16 protein-coding genes are annotated in these 17,960 nt (G+C 63.0%); 10 read left to right on the top strand and 6 right to left on the bottom strand.

All coding sequences use genetic code 11. The features are described from left to right. Positions 1-81 precede the first annotated feature (81 nt). The 3 genes from K420_RS0107475 to K420_RS0107465 all read left to right on the top strand — a co-directional run bounded on the left by K420_RS0107475 (position 82) and on the right by K420_RS0107465 (position 2,759). Positions 82-675, top strand: coding sequence for a TRAP transporter small permease subunit (locus tag K420_RS0107475; protein WP_027457536.1), 594 nt, complete (start codon positions 82-84; stop codon positions 673-675). Further along, the gene (locus K420_RS0107470) at positions 675-2,138 is read left to right on the top strand and encodes a TRAP transporter large permease (protein ID WP_027457535.1); all 1,464 of its coding nucleotides are present in this window, start codon (positions 675-677) and stop codon (positions 2,136-2,138) included. The genes K420_RS0107475 and K420_RS0107470 overlap by 1 nt, the downstream gene beginning before the upstream one ends. Positions 2,139-2,294: 156 nt before the next feature. Further along, positions 2,295-2,759, top strand: a complete 465-nt coding sequence (locus tag K420_RS0107465; protein ID WP_035854601.1) for a Dps family protein — start codon at positions 2,295-2,297, stop codon at positions 2,757-2,759. An 81-nt stretch (positions 2,760-2,840) separates the two neighbouring features. Here K420_RS0107465 and K420_RS0107460 read toward each other — a convergent pair whose 3' ends face one another. From K420_RS0107460 to pmbA, 3 genes are all read right to left on the bottom strand, one after another. After that, positions 2,841-3,929: a TRAP transporter substrate-binding protein gene (locus K420_RS0107460; protein WP_027457533.1), complete on the bottom strand. Its 1,089-nt coding sequence runs from the start codon at positions 3,927-3,929 to the stop codon at positions 2,841-2,843. Positions 3,930-4,117: 188 nt separating this feature from the next. Further along, a complete protein-coding gene (locus K420_RS0107455; RefSeq protein WP_027457532.1) occupies positions 4,118-5,206 on the bottom strand; it encodes a TRAP transporter substrate-binding protein in 1,089 nt (362 codons plus the stop codon). Positions 5,207-5,379: 173 nt separating this feature from the next. Then, a complete protein-coding gene (gene pmbA, locus K420_RS0107450; RefSeq protein WP_027457531.1) occupies positions 5,380-6,723 on the bottom strand; it encodes a metalloprotease PmbA in 1,344 nt (447 codons plus the stop codon). A gap of 68 nt (positions 6,724-6,791) precedes the next feature. Here pmbA and yjgA point away from each other — a divergent pair, with 68 nt between their 5' ends. Next, on the top strand, positions 6,792-7,340 hold the full coding sequence (gene yjgA / locus K420_RS0107445) for a ribosome biogenesis factor YjgA (protein ID WP_027457530.1): 549 nt from the start codon (positions 6,792-6,794) through the stop codon (positions 7,338-7,340). Then, positions 7,333-7,917, top strand: a complete 585-nt coding sequence (gene mog / locus K420_RS0107440) for a molybdopterin adenylyltransferase (RefSeq protein ID WP_027457529.1) — start codon at positions 7,333-7,335, stop codon at positions 7,915-7,917. Before yjgA ends, mog begins: the two co-directional genes overlap by 8 nt. A gap of 3 nt (positions 7,918-7,920) precedes the next feature. Here the strand turns inward: mog and K420_RS0107435 are convergent, their stop codons facing one another. Beyond that, positions 7,921-9,471, bottom strand: a complete 1,551-nt coding sequence (locus tag K420_RS0107435; protein ID WP_051453009.1) for a hypothetical protein — start codon at positions 9,469-9,471, stop codon at positions 7,921-7,923. A 70-nt stretch (positions 9,472-9,541) separates the two neighbouring features. Here K420_RS0107435 and K420_RS0107430 point away from each other — a divergent pair, with 70 nt between their 5' ends. Both K420_RS0107430 and K420_RS0107425 read left to right on the top strand, forming a co-directional pair. Then, positions 9,542-10,336, top strand: coding sequence for a thymidylate synthase (locus K420_RS0107430; protein ID WP_027457527.1), 795 nt, complete (start codon positions 9,542-9,544; stop codon positions 10,334-10,336). Position 10,337: 1 nt separating this feature from the next. Next, positions 10,338-11,264, top strand: a complete 927-nt coding sequence (locus K420_RS0107425; RefSeq protein ID WP_027457526.1) for a glucokinase — start codon at positions 10,338-10,340, stop codon at positions 11,262-11,264. A 7-nt stretch (positions 11,265-11,271) separates the two neighbouring features. Here the strand turns inward: K420_RS0107425 and K420_RS0107420 are convergent, their stop codons facing one another. Further along, complete coding sequence (locus K420_RS0107420; RefSeq protein WP_157275041.1) at positions 11,272-11,517, bottom strand: hypothetical protein; 246 nt, start codon at positions 11,515-11,517, stop codon at positions 11,272-11,274. Positions 11,518-11,947: 430 nt separating this feature from the next. Here K420_RS0107420 and K420_RS0107415 point away from each other — a divergent pair, with 430 nt between their 5' ends. After that, positions 11,948-12,937, top strand: a complete 990-nt coding sequence (locus K420_RS0107415; RefSeq protein WP_084019592.1) for a THxN family PEP-CTERM protein — start codon at positions 11,948-11,950, stop codon at positions 12,935-12,937. Between the two features lie 109 nt (positions 12,938-13,046). On the opposite strand, the gene glgB is transcribed toward K420_RS0107415, so the two are convergent. Next, positions 13,047-14,912: a 1,4-alpha-glucan branching protein GlgB gene (gene glgB / locus K420_RS0107410; protein WP_027457523.1), complete on the bottom strand. Its 1,866-nt coding sequence runs from the start codon at positions 14,910-14,912 to the stop codon at positions 13,047-13,049. Between the two features lie 63 nt (positions 14,913-14,975). Here glgB and glgC point away from each other — a divergent pair, with 63 nt between their 5' ends. Continuing rightward, a complete protein-coding gene (gene glgC / locus K420_RS0107405; RefSeq protein ID WP_084019591.1) occupies positions 14,976-16,298 on the top strand; it encodes a glucose-1-phosphate adenylyltransferase in 1,323 nt (440 codons plus the stop codon). Next, a complete protein-coding gene (locus K420_RS0107400) occupies positions 16,298-17,953 on the top strand; it encodes a glycoside hydrolase family 57 protein (protein WP_027457521.1) in 1,656 nt (551 codons plus the stop codon). The genes glgC and K420_RS0107400 overlap by 1 nt, the downstream gene beginning before the upstream one ends. Positions 17,954-17,960 lie beyond the last annotated feature (7 nt).

Raw genomic sequence — 17,960 nt, 5'->3', positions numbered from 1 at the left:
GTAAATTTTGGCCCACTGACATTCCATTCACGCCGGCCAACCCAAGAAGCCGGAAATTCTATCAACCGAGGAGGACTTTTCGTGACCCTTCTGCTCAAACTCTCGCAGTTGATCGACTGGATCAACGAGCGGGTCGGCAAAGGCGCATTCTGGCTGGTTCTGGTGATGACCATCATCAGCGCCGGCAACGCCGTGGTGCGCTTCATTTTCAACTACAGTTCGAACGGGCTGCTGGAAATCCAGTGGTACCTGTTTGCCGCGGTGTTCCTGCTCTGCTCGCCCTACACGCTGCAAAAGAACGAGCACGTCCGTATTGACGTCATTTCCGGCCGTTTCTCACCGCGCGGACATGCCATCATCGACATCATCGGCACCCTGTTCTTCCTGTTGCCGATGGTTATCCTGGTCCTCTATCTCGCCGTACCGCTGGTGGCCGACTCCTACCGGATCAATGAAATGTCGGCCAACGCCGGCGGCCTGATCCGCTGGCCGGTCAAGATCCTGCTGCCGATCGGTTTTACGCTGCTCGCCCTGCAGGGACTTTCCGAACTGATCAAGCGCGTCGCCTTCCTGATGGGCCTGATCGATGACCCCAACAGCAAGGACAAGGGTCCGAGCGCGGAAGAAGAACTGGCCGCCGCCATCGCCGCTGCCAAAGCCAAGGAGGCCAAATAATGGCGGAGTTCATCATTGCCAACATGGCACCATTGATGTTCGGTGCCCTCGTCCTGTTCCTGCTCTTCGGCTACCCGGTGGCCTTCGCGCTGGCCGCCAACGGCATCGTCTTCGGCCTGCTCGGCATCGAGCTCGGCCTGCTCACCCCGGCCCTGTTCCAGGCGTTGCCCGAGCGCATCTTCGGCATCATGGCCAACGACACGCTGCTCGCCATTCCGTTCTTTACCTTCATGGGTCTCGTCCTTGAACGATCCGGCATGGCAGAAGACCTGCTCGACACCATCGGCCAGTTGTTCGGCCCGATGCGCGGCGGCCTGGCCTTCGCCGTCATCTTCGTCGGCGCCCTGCTCGCCGCAACGACGGGCGTGGTGGCTGCCTCGGTCATCTCGATGGGCCTGATCTCGCTGCCCATCATGCTGCGCTACGGCTACGACAAGCGCCTGGCGAGCGGCGTCATTGCCGCCTCCGGCACGCTGGCCCAGATCATCCCGCCCTCGCTGGTGCTGATCATCATGGCTGACCAGCTCGGCCGTTCGGTCGGCGACATGTATGAAGGCGCCATGGTTCCCGGCCTGGTGCTGACCGGCCTTTACGTCGGTTATGTTGCCCTGGTCGCACTGCTCAAGCCCAGTGCCGCCCCTGCCCTGCCGCCGGAGGCCCGCTCCTTGCGCGGTGCCAAGCTGATGCTGCGGGTGATTACCACCCTGGTTCCGCCGCTGGTTTTGATCTTCCTGGTTCTCGGCACCATCTTCCTCGGCATCGCGACGCCGACCGAAGGCGGCGCCATGGGTGCAGCCGGCGCATTGATTCTGGCCATCGTCCGCAAGCGCCTGTCCTGGAAGCTGCTCAAGCAGGCCATGGAAACCACCGGCAAGCTGTCCTCCTTCGTGGTCTTCATCCTGGTCGGCTCGACGGTGTTCGGCCTGGTCTTCCGTGGCGTCAATGGCGACCTGTGGGTAGAACACCTGCTGCTCGGCCTGCCCGGCGGCCAGGTCGGCTTCCTGATCGTGGTCAACATCCTGGTCTTCCTGCTTGCCTTCTTCCTCGATTTCTTCGAACTGTCCTTCATCATCGTGCCGCTGCTCGCACCGGTGGCGGACAAGCTGGGCATCGACCTGGTCTGGTTCGGCGTCCTGCTGGCGGTCAACATGCAGACCTCCTTCATGCACCCGCCGTTCGGCTTCGCGCTGTTCTACCTGCGCTCGGTCGCCCCGGCCTCGGTCAAGACGACGGACATCTACTGGGGCGCCATCCCCTTCGTCTGCATCCAGATCATCATGGTGGCGATCATCATCATCTTCCCGAACATCGTCAGCTATGGCGACCCGGCCGAGAAGGCCCGCCTGGAACAGCAGGGCGATGTCGACCTCAGCACGATGATGCAGGATGGCGATGCCACTCAGGCTCCGACCGAAGATTCGGCAGCCGACCTGCTGAAGAATCTGCAGTCCAACGACAAGTAATTTCAGTTCGACCTGAACCCATTAGCGGAGCTGCGGCTCCGCTTTTTTTTCGCCATCGATCAAGGCTATGATGCCGATGGGAATTGGTCATTGGCCCGGCACAACGCTCTGGCCGACAATAGGTTCATAGCCCATCACGCTGACGAGGAGATTGCCATGGATATTGGAATCAGCAAAAAAGACCGTGAAAAGATCGCCGACGGGTTGTCCCATCTGCTTGCCGACTCGTTCACGCTGTACCTGAAGACCCACAACTTCCACTGGAACGTGACCGGCCCCATGTTCAACACCTTGCATGTGATGTTCATGGATCAATACACCGAGTTGTGGAACGCACTCGACCTGATCGCCGAACGCATCCGCGCCCTTGGCGTACAGGCTCCCGGCACCTTCCGCGAGTTCGCCCAGCTGACGGTGATCAAGGAAAGCGCAGGCAAGTTGAACGCCGAGGAGATGATCCGGCAACTGGTCGCCGGCCAGGAGGCCGTCGTCAAGACAGCACGCAATATTTTTCCGCTGGTGGACAAGGCGGGGGACGAGCCGACCGCCGACCTGCTGACCCAGCGCATGCAGATTCACGAAAAGAACGCCTGGATGCTGCGTAGCCTGCTGGAAAACTAATCGACCAAAACGCGGCCAACAAAAAACCCGCGAGGCAACTCGCGGGTTTTTTCAATGGCCGGAAGCCGACCGGGGAACAGCTTACTTGTGCGTTTGCAGAAAGCGGTCCATGCGCATTTCGGCGACACTGAACCAGGCATTCTGCGTCTTGCGGTACTTTTCCCACTCCGTGTAGATCTTCTTGAACGCCGGATTCTTGGCCGACTCGTCGGCATAGAGCTGCTGGGCAGCCTTGTAGGCGGCGCCGAGAATTTCGTCGGAGAAGGATTGCAGCTTGACGCCGCTCTGCAGCAGCTTGGACAGGGCAACCGGGTTCTTGTGATCGTATTCGGCCATCATCGTCACGTTGGCTTCGTACGCGGCAGCCTGGAAGGCGGCCTGGTATTCCTTCGGCAGCTTGTCCCATTCCTTCTTGTTGACGAAGAAGTGGATGGTCGGGCCGGACTCCCAGAAACCCGGGTAGTAGTAGTTCTTGGCAACCTTGTAGAAGCCCAGCTTTTCGTCGTCGAAGGGGCCGACCCATTCGGCGGCATCGATGGTGCCCTTTTCCAGCGCCGGATAGATGTCGCCGCCGGCAATCTGCTGCGGCACGACGCCCAGTTCGGAGAAGACGGCGCCGCCGAGACCGGCGATCCGCATCTTGACACCCTTGAGGTCAGCCAGGGTCTTCACTTCCTTGCGCCACCAGCCGCCCATCTGGGTGCCGGTGTTACCGCCGGCGAAGGAGACGACGTTGTAGTTGGCGTAGAACTCGTCGAGCAGCTTCTGGCCGCCACCGTAGTAGATCCAGGCATTCTGCTGGCGGGCATTCATGCCGAACGGAACGGACGTACCGAAACCGAAGGTCTTGTCCTTGCCGACGTAGTAGTAGGAGCAGGTGTGGCAGACTTCGACGGTGCCCTGTTGCACGGCATCCAGCGCCTGCAGGCCGGGAACGATCTCGCCGCCTGGGAAGACGCGGATGTCGAATTTGCCGCCGGTCATTTCACGCAGGCGGTTGGCCAGCACGTCGGCACCACCGTAAATGGTGTCCAGGCTCTTCGGGAAGGAAGAGGTCAGGCGCCACTTGATGCTCGGCAGTTCGGCGGCGATGGCCGGAGCGGCCAGGGTGGTTGCGGCGCCGGCAGCGGCACCGATGGAAGCTTTTTTCAGAAAATCACGACGTTGCATATTGTCTCCTCCAAAAAACAGGATCGCCGTACTTGACGATTGCACCATTCTTCACCAAGAGCACATATTTTACGAGTAGTGGAAAACCCTACCCCCCTCAAAACCATGAATCACCGTGCATCAGCGCCTCTGTGGCCAACAAAAAAGGAGCCGAGGCTCCTTTTTAATAAACCAACGACCAGCAACGGTCAGCGGTGAGACTGGGCGAACAGGTCCATCGGCATTTCGGCGACGGTAAACCAGGCGCGCTGGCTCTTGGCATACTTGGCGTACGAATCGTAGATTTTCTTGAAGGCTGGATTCTTGGCTGATTCGTCTGCATAGAGCTGCTGCGCCGACTTGTACGCTGCTTCCATGATTTCCTTGGAGAAAGTATGCAGCTTGACGCCGTTCTGCAGCAGCTTGGCCAGCGCGATCGGGTTCTTGTGATCGTATTCGGCGGTCATCGTCACGTTAGCTTCCGCGGCGGCGCAGGCGAAGGCGGCCTGGTATTCCTTGGGCAGCTTGTCCCATTCTTTCTTGTTGACGAAGAACTCCAGGCAGGTGCTCGGCTCCCACCAGCCCGGGCCGTAGTAATGCTTGGCGACCTTGTAGAAGCCCAGCTTCTCGTCGTCGTACGGACCGATCCACTCGGCGGCATCGATCGTGCCCTTTTCCAGCGCCGGGTAGATGTCGCCAGCGGCGATCTGCTGCGGCACGACGCCGAGCGGCGTCATCACCGCACCACCGAGGCCGCCGATCCGCATCTTGATGCCCTTGAGGTCGGCAACGGTGTTCACTTCCTTGCGCCACCAGCCGCCCATCTGGGTGCCGGAATTGCCGCCGGGGAAGGAAACGCAGTTGTAGCCGGCATAGAACTCGTCGAGCAGTTGCTGGCCGCCGCCCTGGTACATCCAGGCGTTGGTCTGACGGGCGTTCATACCGAACGGGATGGTCGTGCCGAAGGCGAAGGTGCGATCCTTGCCGACGTAATAATAGGAAGCGGTGTGGCAGCACTCAACGGTGCCCTGTTGCACGGCGTCCAGCGCCTGCAGGCCGGGGACAATTTCACCGCCCGGGAAGACGCGGATGTCAAACTTACCGCCGGTCAGCTCGCGCAGGCGACTGGCCAATTGCTCGGCACCACCGTAAATGGTGTCCAGACTCTTCGGAAAACTGGACGTCAGGCGCCACTTGATAGTGGGCAGGGATTGAGCCATCGCCGGTGCAGCAACGGTAGCAGCCGCGCCCGCAGCCGCGCCGATGGAAGCCTTCTTCAGAAAATCACGACGTTGCATCTTGTCTCCTAGAGAGTGAATTTTTGAGGTTTATTACAACGGCCCTCATTCTAGGAAACAAAGAAAAAACTGCGATTGGAGAAAACCCGATGAGGGAAACCACTGATTGCAAACAAAAAGTAAGCAATCAGCATTAGATCAACCAACAACAACCAGGTTCGATAGCCATCAGATCATTCGCCGGCAATGGTCATGCGATCAAGGAGAATGGAACCGGTCTGCTTGGTGCCGCGCACCTGCACGTCGTTGCCAACGGCCACAACCCCGGCCAGCATGGCCTTCAGGTTGCCGGCGATGGTGATTTCCTCGACCGGATGCACGATCTTGCCGTTTTCCACCCAGTAGCCGGCAGCCCCGCGCGAGTAATCGCCGGTGACGTAGTTGATGCCGTGGCCAAGCAACTCGGTGACCAGCAGGCCACGCCCCATCTGGGCGAGCAGGCCTGCCAGGTCGTACTGGCCGGGCTGGATGATCAGGTTGTGGCTGCCGCCGGCGTTGGCCGTCGTCTGCATGCCCAGCTTGCGGGCGGTATAGGTGCTCAGGAAATAGCCCTGCAGGATGCCGTCGGTCACGATGTCGCGGTCGCGCGTCGCCACGCCGTCGCTGTCGAAGGCGGCGCTACCCAGGCCACACGGAATGTGCGGCCGCTCGGCGATCTGCACGAAATCCGGCATGACACGCTTGCCAAGGTGGTCGATCAGGAAGGAGGACTTGCGGTACAGCGCCCCACCGCTCGCTGCGTGCACCAGGCTGCCGAGCAGTCCGCCGGCCAGGGGCGCCTCGAAAATGACCGGGAATTCGCCGGTCTTCACCTTGCGGCCGCCGAGGCGGGCGACGGCGCGCTCGGCAGCGATGCGGCCGACCTGCAAGGGGTCGTCGAGCCGGGCGGCGTCGCGGTGCGTGGTGTACCAGTCATCACGCTGCATGGCATCCTGCTCGCCGGCGATGACCGAGCAGGAAATATAGTGGCGCGAGGTCGGATAGCCACCCATGAAGCCCAGGCTGTTGGCCGACACGAAATGGGCCTGCTGGGTCGAGATGGAAGCCCCTTCCGAATTGCTGACCTGCGGGCTGGCGTCGAACGCCGCCTGCTCGCAGCGACGGGCGGTTTCGATCGCCTCCTCGACGCTCAGTGCCCATGGGTGATACAGATCGAGATCGGGGCAATCCTTGGCCATCAGCGCGGCATCGGCCAGGCCGGCGCAATCGTCCTCGGCGGTGAAGCGGGCGATATTGAGCGCCGCCTCGACCGTTTCGCGCAGCGCCTGCGCTGAGAAATCGGAGGTGCTGGCGTAGCCTTTGCGCTGGCCGGCATAGACCGTGATGCCGATCCCCTTGTCACGGTTGAACTCGATGGTTTCGACCTCGTCGCAGCGCACCGTCACCGACTGCCCGAAGCCTTCCGACACGTCGACTTCGCAGGCCGTCGCTCCCTTGCTGCCGGCGTGCTTGAGCACATCCTCGGCAAGTTGCTGCAGGGTGGCGAAGGGGTAGGAGAAAGCGGCTGTTTCGGACATGGAAAGGCGTCTGAGCGGGAAAGTCGCTATCATAACAGCCCGCCATTGACCGCCCCAGACTGCTTTCCATGCAAGACGAAGATTTCACCGAAGACACCGGCCGCCCCTCGAAAACCAAGCAGAAGGAGGCGATGCACGAGTTGCGCGACCTCGGGGCGGAGCTGGTCGAACTTTCTGTCGGCCAACTGAAGCGCATCAACCTGCCGGAAAATATCTTCGATGCGGTGCGCGAATGCCAGAAAATCACCGCCCATGGCGCCCGACGCCGGCAGATCCAGTATCTCGGCAAGCTGATGCGCGGCGTGGACGACGAACCGATCCGCGCCGGGCTGGCCATGCTGCGCGGTGAATCGACCGCCGAAACGGCCCGCCTGCACCGTCTGGAGCGTTTCCGTTCCCGCCTGCTGGAAGACGAAGCGGTACTCGCTGAAATCGCCGCCCAGTGGCCGGCCGTCGACCTGCAGCACCTGCGCACGCTGCGCCGTAACGCCTTGAAGGAAAGGGAAAACAACAAGCCGCCGAAGAATTTCCGCGCCATCTTCCAGATCCTGCAGGAACTCGACCAGCAAGGTGCCCCGGCAGCCGAAGAGAACACGGAGGAGAGCGGCGATGAGTGAGCCACTGATCGTCGGCCTGGTTTCGATCAGCGACCGCGCCTCGACCGGCGTTTACGAAGACAAGGGCATCCCCGCCCTGCAGGACTGGCTGACATCGGCCCTGACCTCGCCGTGGCGCCCCGAAACCCGCCTGATCGCCGACGATCGGCCGACCATTGAAAAAACGCTGATCGAACTGGTCGACACGGTCGGCTGCCACCTGGTGCTGACCACCGGCGGCACCGGCCCTGCCCTGCGCGACGTGACGCCGGAAGCCACGCTGGCCGTCGCCGACAAGGAAATGCCGGGCTTTGGCGAGGAAATGCGCCGCATCAGCCTGAACTTTGTGCCGACCGCCATCCTGTCGCGCCAGGTCGCCGTCATCCGCCAGCAGGCGCTGATCATCAACCTGCCGGGCCAGCCGAAGTCGATCAAGGAAACGCTGGAAGGCGTGCGCGCTGCCGACGGCACGGTCAGCCATGTCGGCATCTTCGCCGCCGTGCCTTACTGTATCGACCTGATCGGCGGCCCCTACGTCGAAACCAACGAGGCAGTGATCAAGGTCTTCCGGCCCAAGTCGGCCATTCGCCCTCAGTAGCTGTCAGGCGGCGCCGAGTACGCTGCAGCGATAACGCGCCAACTCGTAATCCGCCGTCTGTTCGAGCAGGGCGACCGGCTCCAGCACGAAACGCCGCCCGCCGCTGGCGTACTCCAGCGATTCGCGCGGCGAGAAAGACGCGCAGGGCAGCACCACGCGCAATTCACCCGGCTCGTTACCATCCTTCAGTAACAGGGCGGGGGTTGCAGCGGCAGCACCGTAGCTCGATGCCGAACGCACCCGCACCTCCTGGGATTCGGCCTGCCGTGCCAATGCCTCGATACCGACCCGGGCCTGGTTCTCCGCCAGTCGGTGGTAACGGCGAATGACGCCGACTAGCCAGTTGTCGCCGCCTTCCGGCTGCATGGCGATCAGGGCGCCAACCTTCAGCCACTCGCCCGGCACGTCGCCGATCACCGCCCCGAAACCGCCGCGGCTGACGTTCTCGACGACCCAGCTCTCGATCGGCAAGCCGGCCGGCCGGCCACCGAACTCGCCCGAGAAGACGACAAAGGAATTGACCAGCCCCGGCAGCACCGACATCCGGTGCATGACGCGATGCCGGTCGTGCTTGCGCTGGGGCGGGATGGGCGCCAGGTAGCTGCACAGGTGCTTGAGGACACGCGCCACCAGCTTGGCCGGGTACTGCCCGCCGAGATCGATCCCGGCCGGCAGGTCATGGCCCCGCTCCAGATCGCCGAGCAGGCTCAGCATCGCCTGATGTGCCGCCGCCGGCTTGATGAAGCGCTGGGTCGGCGTCGCGCTGGCCGGCATGCGGGCCAGGCGGAGCGGTGGCTGGGCTTCGTTCAGGTCCGACCAATAGACGCTATCGACCAGCACCGACCGGGTAAATACAAAGCCGCTCAGGAAGTGGGCGATCAGGCGTTCGGCGATTTCGATCTCCAGCGGCAACAGGCTGCCCAGCGACGCAGCCTGGAAGATCATCACCTTCTGGTATTCCTGCTCGGGCGTCGTCATGCCCGTCCGACCGACCAGGCTGACCGCCTTGTCGGCAACGCCGCCCACCTCGGCTGCCAGCAAGGCCCGGCCGAGCGGCCGCCACAACTCGGCGCGCATCGGACCGTAATGGAACTGCTCCCATTTCAGCACGCAGCCGAGCGCTGCAATCTGGCGAGCCGCCAGGGCCGGCAGGACGCTCTTCGCCAGCTCGCCCGGGCGCGGCTTGTCGGCCAGCTTGCCCAGGCAACGCTCGCATGCCCCCGCCAGCAGGGACCAGTAACCGTAGTTGATTGACCACAGCCGCTTTTCCTCAGAACGGGACAGACGGGCGGCCTGGAAGTATTCGCGGGACAGGCGCTTGAGGTGCGGCTGGGCAGTTTCGTCAAAGGCGAGGAGCACCTCGTACAGGCGGTCAGCCGGGAAACTATCGAGGCCGGCCAGCGACTCCAGCCAGCCGGTGATTTCATCCAGCGCCTTGAAGGCGTTGTCCTTTGGCAACTCGGCGATCACCTTGCGCAATTCGCGCGGATTGGCCAATGGATGATCGTTTTTCTGGGCCAGAATGCCCCCCAGGCTTGCAACCTTCTTGAACACGGCGTCTCGCTCTCCCTGATTGATGGGGAGTTAGAATAGCCGATCTGTTTTCCCCCGGATATTCGAATCAATGCAGCCCTACCTCGACCTGATGCGCCACGTGCTGGAAAACGGCAACGATAAGTCCGACCGCACCGGCACCGGCACCCGCTCCGTTTTCGGCTGGCAGATGCGCTTCGACCTGGCCAAGGGCTTCCCGGTGGTAACCACCAAGAAACTGCACCTGAAATCGATCATCCACGAGCTGCTGTGGTTCATCCAGGGTGACACCAACATCAAGTACCTGCAGGAAAACGGCGTTCGCATCTGGGACGAATGGGCCGACGAGAACGGCGACCTCGGGCCGGTCTACGGCAAGCAATGGCGCCGCTGGGAAACGCCGAACGGCCGCGTCATCGACCAGATCACCCAACTGGTGCACAGCCTGAAAAACAACCCGGATTCGCGCCGCCACATCGTCTCGGCGTGGAACCCGGGCGACGTGGACAACATGGCCCTGCCGCCCTGCCACTGCCTGTTCCAGTTCTACGTCGCCAACGGAAAGCTCAGCTGCCAGCTCTACCAGCGCTCGGCCGACATCTTCCTCGGCGTGCCCTTCAATATTGCGTCCTATGCGCTGTTCACGATGATGCTGGCCCAGGTATGCGGCTACCAGCCGGGCGAGTTCGTGCATACCTTCGGCGATGCACACCTGTACGCGAACCATTTCGAGCAGGCCCGCCTGCAACTCAGCCGCGAACCGCGCGCCTTGCCAACCATGTGGATCAACCCGGATGTGCAGGACATCTTCACCTTCAAGTTCGAGGATTTCCGTCTCGACGGCTACGACCCGCACCCGCACATCGCCGCCCCCGTGGCCGTCTGACATGATCCTCGGCGGCGACCTCGGCGGCACCAAGACCCTGCTGGCGCTAGCCGAGATCGACGACGGGCGGCTGCGGATATTGCGCCGCCAGCGCTACGCCAGCCAGGATTACCCCCGCTTCGACGACCTGCTGGCCGACTTCATCCCCGACCAACCGGCCATTGCCGCCGCCTGTTTCGGCGTCGCCGGGCCGACCGATGGCCGGCAAGCCAAGCTCACCTACCTGCCCTGGCAACTTGCCGCCGGCGCACTGGAAGACCGCTTCGGCATCGGCCGGGTCGCCCTGCTCAACGATTTTGCCGCGGCCGCGCACGGCCTGCCGCTGGTTGAAGACCGGGACATCCTCACCCTGCACGCCGGCCAGCCCATTGCCCAGGCACCGTGCGTCATTCTCGGCGCCGGCACCGGCCTCGGTGTGGCCGGCCTGATTTGGCAGGATGGCAACTACCGCGTCATCCCCGGCGAAGGCGGCCACTTCGGCTACTCGCCGCAGACACCGGAACAGGGCGAACTCTGGCGCTGCCTGCTGGCCCGCCATGGCCGCGTCACCGTCGAAGACATCGTCTCCGGCCCCGGCCTGACCCGCATCCATGCCTTCCTCGGCGGCCACGAGCAACCGCCCGAAGCCATCGGCCAGGCGGCGCTGAACAGCAACGATCCCTTGGCCCGTGAAGCCCTGCGCCTATGGCTCGAATGCTATGGTGCCTTTGCCGGCGACCTCGCCATGCACTGGCTGGCGCGCGGCGGCGTCTACCTGGCCGGCGGCCTTGCCGCCAAATTGCTACCCAACGTCGATACGGGGCCGTTCATCAAGGCTTTTCTCGCCAAGCGCGAACACTGCGAACTGGTCGCCACCATGCCCGTCCACGCGCTGACCAGTGAAGACCTCGGCCTGTTCGGCACCCTGGCCCACGCTGGCACCCTGTAACCAAGGCTCAGTTGGGCGTCTTCACCCAACCCTTGGCTTCCATGCAGCCGTGCATGCGCCGCACGCTGGTATTGGTCACCATTCCGTCCGTTCCTGAGTAAACCTTCGCCTTGCACTGCGCCTCGTCAAAGGCGTACTCCGCCTCGCCGGCCCCCTTCTTTTCCCAGTGCCAGGAGGGAAACAAGGCGCAGCCGGCAAAGGACACCACACAGCAACTGAACAGGCTCAACTTCAAAAGACGGATTATTTTCACCACCCAGCTCACATCGAGAGACCAGGTGCGATGGTAGCAGCAGGCTGGTGAAAGGCCTCACCGGCTTGGTCGATCGAGTACGTATCCAGGTCGAATGTCGAAAAATCTGACAGCGCCGATTTCTTCATGTCGACTCAACCTGGGCCTCGCAGTACCGCAAGGACAGTATTCGGACATCCTCGACAACCGGTACAAGAAAAGGTTCCAGCGCATTCGGTACCTTATGCAGCGTTCTGCTTGCCTGTCGAAAATCCTGACAACTGCGCAAACAATATACCCAGCAGATCCACACGACGATGACCAGATCTCATTAAACCCATTCAAATCAATCAATTAGAGCTCACAAACCCCCCCCCCTGCAACCTGGCACATCTTATGCGGAAGGTTATACAGGCAATCTCATAGCCCCCATATTCTGAAGGAGCTCAAAATGAAAACCGCACTCAGGCAAGCAACGATCAACAGCGCTCTCACAGCTTCGGCATTGGTTTTGGCAACCCTCTCGAATGTTGCGGTGGCGGATCCCGTGACGCAGTGGGGCTATTCCACCAATTCCACGTTCTCCAACCCGACATGGGATGGTCCGGCCGGCATTGGTGGCCAGCAAACAGCGACGCAATACGAATTGTCGTGGGGATACTCCGCTGGAAATTTCCAGACCGACACCGGCAATGCAAATACCAATCGCAGTGCGCTCACGATCGGTAACGCTGTCACCGGCACAACGACGGGTGGCGGTCCGGCAACCGGCACGGTCAACACGACGATCGGCGGGACGCCGAATCCGCTGCTGGGACAGATCGGAACGGGTATCTCCATCACCCACTGGAACAATCCGATTTCGAGTTCCTACGGCACACTGACGGGGGCACGGATCACCGATACGCTGACACTCAACCCGCTGCTACCGAGCTACTACACGACCTCTGTCAGCGCCCCGACACTGCAGTTCAATTTCCTGTTCCAGGAAACGGCCAATGCGGGCGCTTATGGGGCGGGCGGATTTGGTAACGCAGGAAGCGGTTATTGCGCTGACGGTTCCATCGGTGGCAATTGTGCGGACTTGTTCGGCTTCAGCAACACGCTGACCCTGAATAATGCATTTTCCTACATCGACTCCGGTGCCGATGGCATCTTGGGCAACGCTGACGACTTCAACCGTACCTACTACGCCAGCGTTTTCGTGCTGGATGAAAGCAACCAGGCATTTCCGCTCAGCCAATTGACCTCCAAGGAATGCCAAGCACTGGGCCTGGGAACTAGCTGCTACGGCTTCCGCACCGCTGAAGCGGCGCATACGACTGCCAAGTTCGCTTTCGCCATCACGACCGAACCGTTCTCCGTGCCGGAACCGGGCTCGCTGGCTCTGCTGGGTACGGCCCTTCTCGGCTTGGGATCGTTGCGTCGCCGCAAGTCCTGAGTCCCTGCCTCTGAACGGGCGTAAGGCCGTTCAGGCAGATCGAATCGAGCACAGCTTGCCCGCTGTGCTCGATTTTCATTTGCGCCCCCGTTTTGGGGAAATGCACCATTCAGCCCAAGCGCAACAGCACCGCCCCCAGCGGCGGAATGGTCACGCACAGATTGGCTGGCCGCCCCATCCACTCGCCCATCACCGCCGGCAGGGCGCCGCCGTTGCCGAGATTGCTGCCGCCGTAATAGGCGGAATCGGTGTTGAGCAGTTCGATGTAGGTTCCGGCTTCGGGCACGCCGAGGCGGTAGGCGGTTTGCGGAACCGGGGTGAAGTTGCAGGCGACGACGACGAAGCTGCCGTCCTTGCCCCAGCGCAACCAGGAGAGGATGCCGTGTTCGCTGTCGTGACAGTCGATCCACTCGAAACCGAGGCTGGCGAAGTCCTGGCTGTGCAGGGCGGGCAGGTCGCGGTAGAGACGGTTGAGGTCGGCCGACAGGTGGTGCAAGGCGGCGTGGGCCGGCTTGGTCAGCAGGGCCCAGTCGAGTTCGCGGGCTTCCGACCATTCGCGTTGCTGGCCGAATTCGCCCCCCATGAACATCAGTTTCTTGCCCGGCGTCAGGGCCTGCCAGGCAAGCAGCAGGCGCAGGTTGGCGTAGCGTTGCCAGTCGTCGCCCGGCATCTTGCCGAGCAGCGAGCCTTTGCCATGCACCACCTCATCGTGCGACAGCGGCAGCACGAAGTTTTCGCTGTAGGCGTACATCTGGCCGAAGGTCAGTTCGTCGTGGTGCCAGCGGCGGTGGATGGGGTCACGGGCGACGTAGCGCAGGCTGTCGTTCATCCAGCCCATGTTCCATTTCATCGAGAAGCCGAGGCCGCCGAGGTAGGTCGGGCGCGACACCTGCGGCCAGGCGGTGGATTCCTCGGCAATGGTCAGCGCGCCGGGGAATTCAGCGTGCACCATGGCGTTAAGTTCCTTGAGGAAATCGATGGCGTCCAGGTTCTCGCGGCCGCCGTGCCGGTTGGGCAGCCACTGGCCAGCCTGGCGCGAGTAGTCGAGGTAGAGCATGGAGGCGACGGCATCGACGCGCAGGCCGTCGAAATGGAACTCGCTGAGCCACCAGTGGGCCGAGGAGAGCAGGAAGCTGCGTACCTCGTGCCGGCCGTAGTTGAAGATATGGGTGCCCCAATCGGCATGCAGGCCGAGGCGCGGGTCTTCGTGCTCGTACAGCGCAGTGCCGTCGAAACGGGCGAGCGCCCAGTCGTCCTGGGGGAAGTGGCCGGGCACCCAGTCGAGCAGCACGCCGAGACCGGCCTGGTGACAGGCGTCGATGAAGGCGCGCAGGTCGTCCGGCGAGCCATAGCGCGAGGTCGGCGCGAAGTAGCCGGTGGTCTGGTAGCCCCAGGATTCGTCGAGCGGATGCTCGGTGATGGGCAGCAGTTCGAGATGGGTATAGCCCTGCTGCAAGGCATAGGGAATCAGCCGCTCGGCCAGTTCCCGCCACAGGTAGGGTTTGCCGTCCGGATGGCGCATCCAGGAGCCGGCATGCACTTCGTAGATGTTGACCGGGGCCTGCTGCCAGTCCCAGCCGGCCCGTCGGGCCAGCCAGTCGGCATCGCCCCAGACGTGTTGCGCTGGCGGCACGACGTAGGCGGCCGAGCCTGGGCGCAACTCGAAGCCGCGGGCGTAGGGGTCGCTTTTCACCAGTTTGTCGCCGGTGTGGCGGTTGGTGATTTCGAAGCGGTACAGGCTGCCCGGGCGGGCTTCGGCCACTGTCGCTTCCCAGACACCGGAATCGCCCAGCGGCAGCAAGGGATGAACATCGCCGTGCCAGCCGTTGAAATCGCCGATGACCGAGACGCGTGCGGCGTTCGGCGCCCAGACCCGGAAGGTGACGCCCGGCCCGCCGAGATGGGCGCCGAGCAGCCGGTAGGCCTGGATGTTGCGGCCTTCGTTGAACAGGTAAAGGGCTTGGGCGTGCTGCATTTGGTTCTCCTATCGCAGTATCATAGGCTCAAAAGATTCAAGCAGCGACCGGGGAGGTTCATCATGACGCACAACACCAGCTGCCCGCATCAGACCTACTGCGAGATGCGCGAACAGACCGACATGCGTTTCATCAGTCACCTGACCCGCAACACCTTCGCCATCATCCTGGCGGGCGGGCGAGGTACCCGCCTCAAGCAGCTGACCGACTTTCGCTCCAAGCCGGCGGTGCCCTTTGCCGGCAAGTTCCGGATCATCGACTTCACGCTGTCGAACTGCGTCAATTCCGGCATCCGCAAGATCGGCGTCGCCACGCAATACAAGGCGCACAGCCTGATCCGCCATATCCAGCGCGGCTGGAGTTTCCTCGACGGGCGCTTCGATGAGTTCATCCAGCTTTTGCCGGCCCAGCAGCAGATCGACGAGAACCAGTGGTACCAGGGTACGGCCGATGCCGTTTTCCAGAACCTCCATTTCCTGCGCCACTATAAGCCGGCACACATCCTGGTCGTCGCGGGCGACCACATCTACAAGATGGACTACGGCCGCATGCTGGCCGAGCATGCCCGGCAACGCGCCGACATGACCGTCGCCTGCATCGACGTACCGCTGGCCGAGGCACGTGAATTCGGCGTGATGGGGATCAACGAGGAGGGCCGCGTGGTCGAGTTCGTCGAGAAGCCGCAGAACCCGCCGCCCATGCCGGGCAACACCGGGCGGGCACTGGCCTCGATGGGCATCTACATCTTCAACACCACGTTCCTGTTCGAACAGCTTGAACGCGATGCGCTGACCCACGGCTCCAGCCGCGATTTCGGCAAGGACATCATTCCCTACATCGTGCCGCGCTACCGCGTGTTCGCCCACCGTTTCGCCGATTCCTGCGTCGGCAGCGACCACCATGCGCCGTACTGGCGCGACGTCGGCACCATCGACGCCTACTGGGAAGCGAACATGGAAATGACCAAGGTGACGCCGGAACTCAACCTCTACGACCGCGACTGGCCGATCTGGACCTATCAGGAGCAACTGCCGCCGGCCAAGTTCGTGTTCGATGACGACGGCCGGCGCGGCACCGCCATCGATTCGCTGGTCGCGGGCGGCTGCATCATTTCCGGCGCGACGGTGAAGCGCTCGCTGCTCTTCTCCAGCGTCTATGTACACAGCTGGGCGACGGTCGAGGATTCGGTCATCCTGCCCGGCGCCGACATCGGCCGCCATGCCGTGCTCAAGCGCTGCGTCGTCGACAAGCAATGCCGCATTCCGGAAGGCATGCAGATCGGGGTCGATCCGCGGGCCGACCGCCAACGCTTCCACGTCAGCCCCAAGGGCATCACCCTGGTCACCGCTGAAATGCTCGGCCAGGGCGCGGCAGAAAGGCACTGATGGCCGACCTCGCCTTCCTGTGGCACATGCACCAGCCGGACTACCGGCACCCGGACAGCGGGGAATTCCAGCTGCCCTGGGTGTTCCTGCACGCCATCAAGGACTACACCGACATGGCGGCGCACCTGGAGCGCCATACGCACATCCGGTGCACGGTCAATTTCGTGCCGGTCCTGCTCGACCAGATCGATGACTACGCCGAGCAGTTCGCCACCGGCCAGTGGCGCGACCCGCTCCTGCGCATCGCCGCCCAACCCGACCCGCTGCACCTGTCGGTCCGCGACCGCGACTGGCTGCTCGACATGGCCTTCCGCTGCCACGCACCGACCATGCTCGAACCCTTCGCCGCCTACCGGCGCCTGCGCGACATCCTCCACTTCGTCCGCACCCACGACGGCAACGGCCTCGACTACCTCTCCAGCCATTACTTCGCCGACCTGGCCACCTGGTACCTGCTGGCCTGGTCGGGCGAAAGCCTGCGCCGCAACGGCACGATCATTCCGCAACTGATGGCCAAGGGCGAGGGCTTCACCGCCGCCGACCGGCAGGCCCTGCTCGACGAGCTGGGCGCCACTGTCGCCGGCCTGATCCCGCGCTACCGGGCGCTGGCCGAGAGCGGCCGCATCGAACTCTCCTGCACGCCAGGCAGCCACCCACTGGCGCCGCTGCTCATCGACTTCAACGCCGCCCGCGAGGCCTGGCCGGATTGCCCGCTGCCCGCCGCGCCGGAATACCCCGGTGGCCGCTCGCGCAGCGAAGCCCACCTGAACGCTGCCCGCACCTGCCATACCGCGCATTTCGGCCAGGCACCGAACGGCCTGTGGCCGGCCGAGGGCGCGCTGTCGCAAGCCTTCCTGAACCAGATCGGCACCGCCGGCTTCGCCTGGACGGCGAGCAGCCACGGCGTTCTGCGGCATTCGGCCGGCGACCACGCGAAGACCACCGTCGCCTGGCAGCCCCCAGAGGGCACACCGGGCGACCTGACGTTATTTTTCCGTAACGAACACCTGTCAGACTTGATCGGCTTCGAGTATTGCAAGTGGCACGGCCGCGACGCCGCGCAGCATTTCATGACCGAACTGAAGGCCCTCCATCTGCAGGACAACCACAACCTGATCCCGGTCTTTCTCGATGGCGAAAACGCCTGGGAGTACTACCCGTACAACGCCTGGTACTTCTTCAACGACCTCTACGACGCACTGGCCAGAAACCCGGCAATCCGCACTGTGACCCTCTCAGAGGCGGCAGCCAACCAGCGTGACCGCCGCCAACGCCTGCCGCGCCTGACCGCCGGTAGCTGGGTGTACGGCACGCTGTCGACGTGGATCGGCCATCCCGACAAGAATCGCGCCTGGGAAATGCTCTGCGCCGCCAAGCACTGCGCCGACCGCACCCTGGACAGCGGCCGGCTCGACGCGGCCAGCCGGGCCGACGTGCTGCGCCGCCTGGCCGTCTGCGAAAGCTCGGACTGGTTCTGGTGGCTGGGCGACTACAACTCGCCGCAGTCGGTCGCCTGCTTCGACCGCCTGTTCCGCGAAAACCTCCGTGCCCTCTATCGGCTGCTCGACCTGCCGGTGCCGGGCAACGTCGACCACCCGATCAGCAAGGGCGGCGGCACGCCGGAAAGCGGCGGCACGATGCGCCGCGCCAACTAGAACAACA

The sequence above is a fragment of the Dechloromonas agitata is5 genome, assembly GCF_000519045.1.
Classification (GTDB): Bacteria; Pseudomonadota; Gammaproteobacteria; order Burkholderiales; family Rhodocyclaceae; genus Azonexus; species Azonexus agitatus.
The sequence above is the reverse complement of the archived record's forward strand: the minus strand, read 5'-3'. Positions and strand labels throughout refer to the sequence as shown.

Excerpts from the sequence above, each read along its gene's own strand:
- K420_RS0107470 (WP_027457535.1), top strand. The coding sequence starts at position 675 with ATGGCGGAGTTCATCATTGCCAACATGGCACCATTGATGTTCGGTGCC.
- K420_RS0107465 (WP_035854601.1), top strand. The coding sequence starts at position 2,295 with ATGGATATTGGAATCAGCAAAAAAGACCGTGAAAAGATCGCCGACGGG.
- K420_RS0107460 (WP_027457533.1), bottom strand. The coding sequence starts at position 3,929 with ATGCAACGTCGTGATTTTCTGAAAAAAGCTTCCATCGGTGCCGCTGCC.
- K420_RS0107455 (WP_027457532.1), bottom strand. The coding sequence starts at position 5,206 with ATGCAACGTCGTGATTTTCTGAAGAAGGCTTCCATCGGCGCGGCTGCG.
- pmbA (WP_027457531.1), bottom strand. The coding sequence starts at position 6,723 with ATGTCCGAAACAGCCGCTTTCTCCTACCCCTTCGCCACCCTGCAGCAA.
- yjgA (WP_027457530.1), top strand. The coding sequence starts at position 6,792 with ATGCAAGACGAAGATTTCACCGAAGACACCGGCCGCCCCTCGAAAACC.
- mog (WP_027457529.1), top strand. The coding sequence starts at position 7,333 with ATGAGTGAGCCACTGATCGTCGGCCTGGTTTCGATCAGCGACCGCGCC.
- K420_RS0107430 (WP_027457527.1), top strand. The coding sequence starts at position 9,542 with ATGCAGCCCTACCTCGACCTGATGCGCCACGTGCTGGAAAACGGCAAC.
- K420_RS0107425 (WP_027457526.1), top strand. The coding sequence starts at position 10,338 with ATGATCCTCGGCGGCGACCTCGGCGGCACCAAGACCCTGCTGGCGCTA.
- K420_RS0107415 (WP_084019592.1), top strand. The coding sequence starts at position 11,948 with ATGAAAACCGCACTCAGGCAAGCAACGATCAACAGCGCTCTCACAGCT.
- glgB (WP_027457523.1), bottom strand. The coding sequence starts at position 14,912 with ATGCAGCACGCCCAAGCCCTTTACCTGTTCAACGAAGGCCGCAACATC.
- glgC (WP_084019591.1), top strand. The coding sequence starts at position 14,976 with ATGACGCACAACACCAGCTGCCCGCATCAGACCTACTGCGAGATGCGC.
- K420_RS0107400 (WP_027457521.1), top strand. The coding sequence starts at position 16,298 with ATGGCCGACCTCGCCTTCCTGTGGCACATGCACCAGCCGGACTACCGG.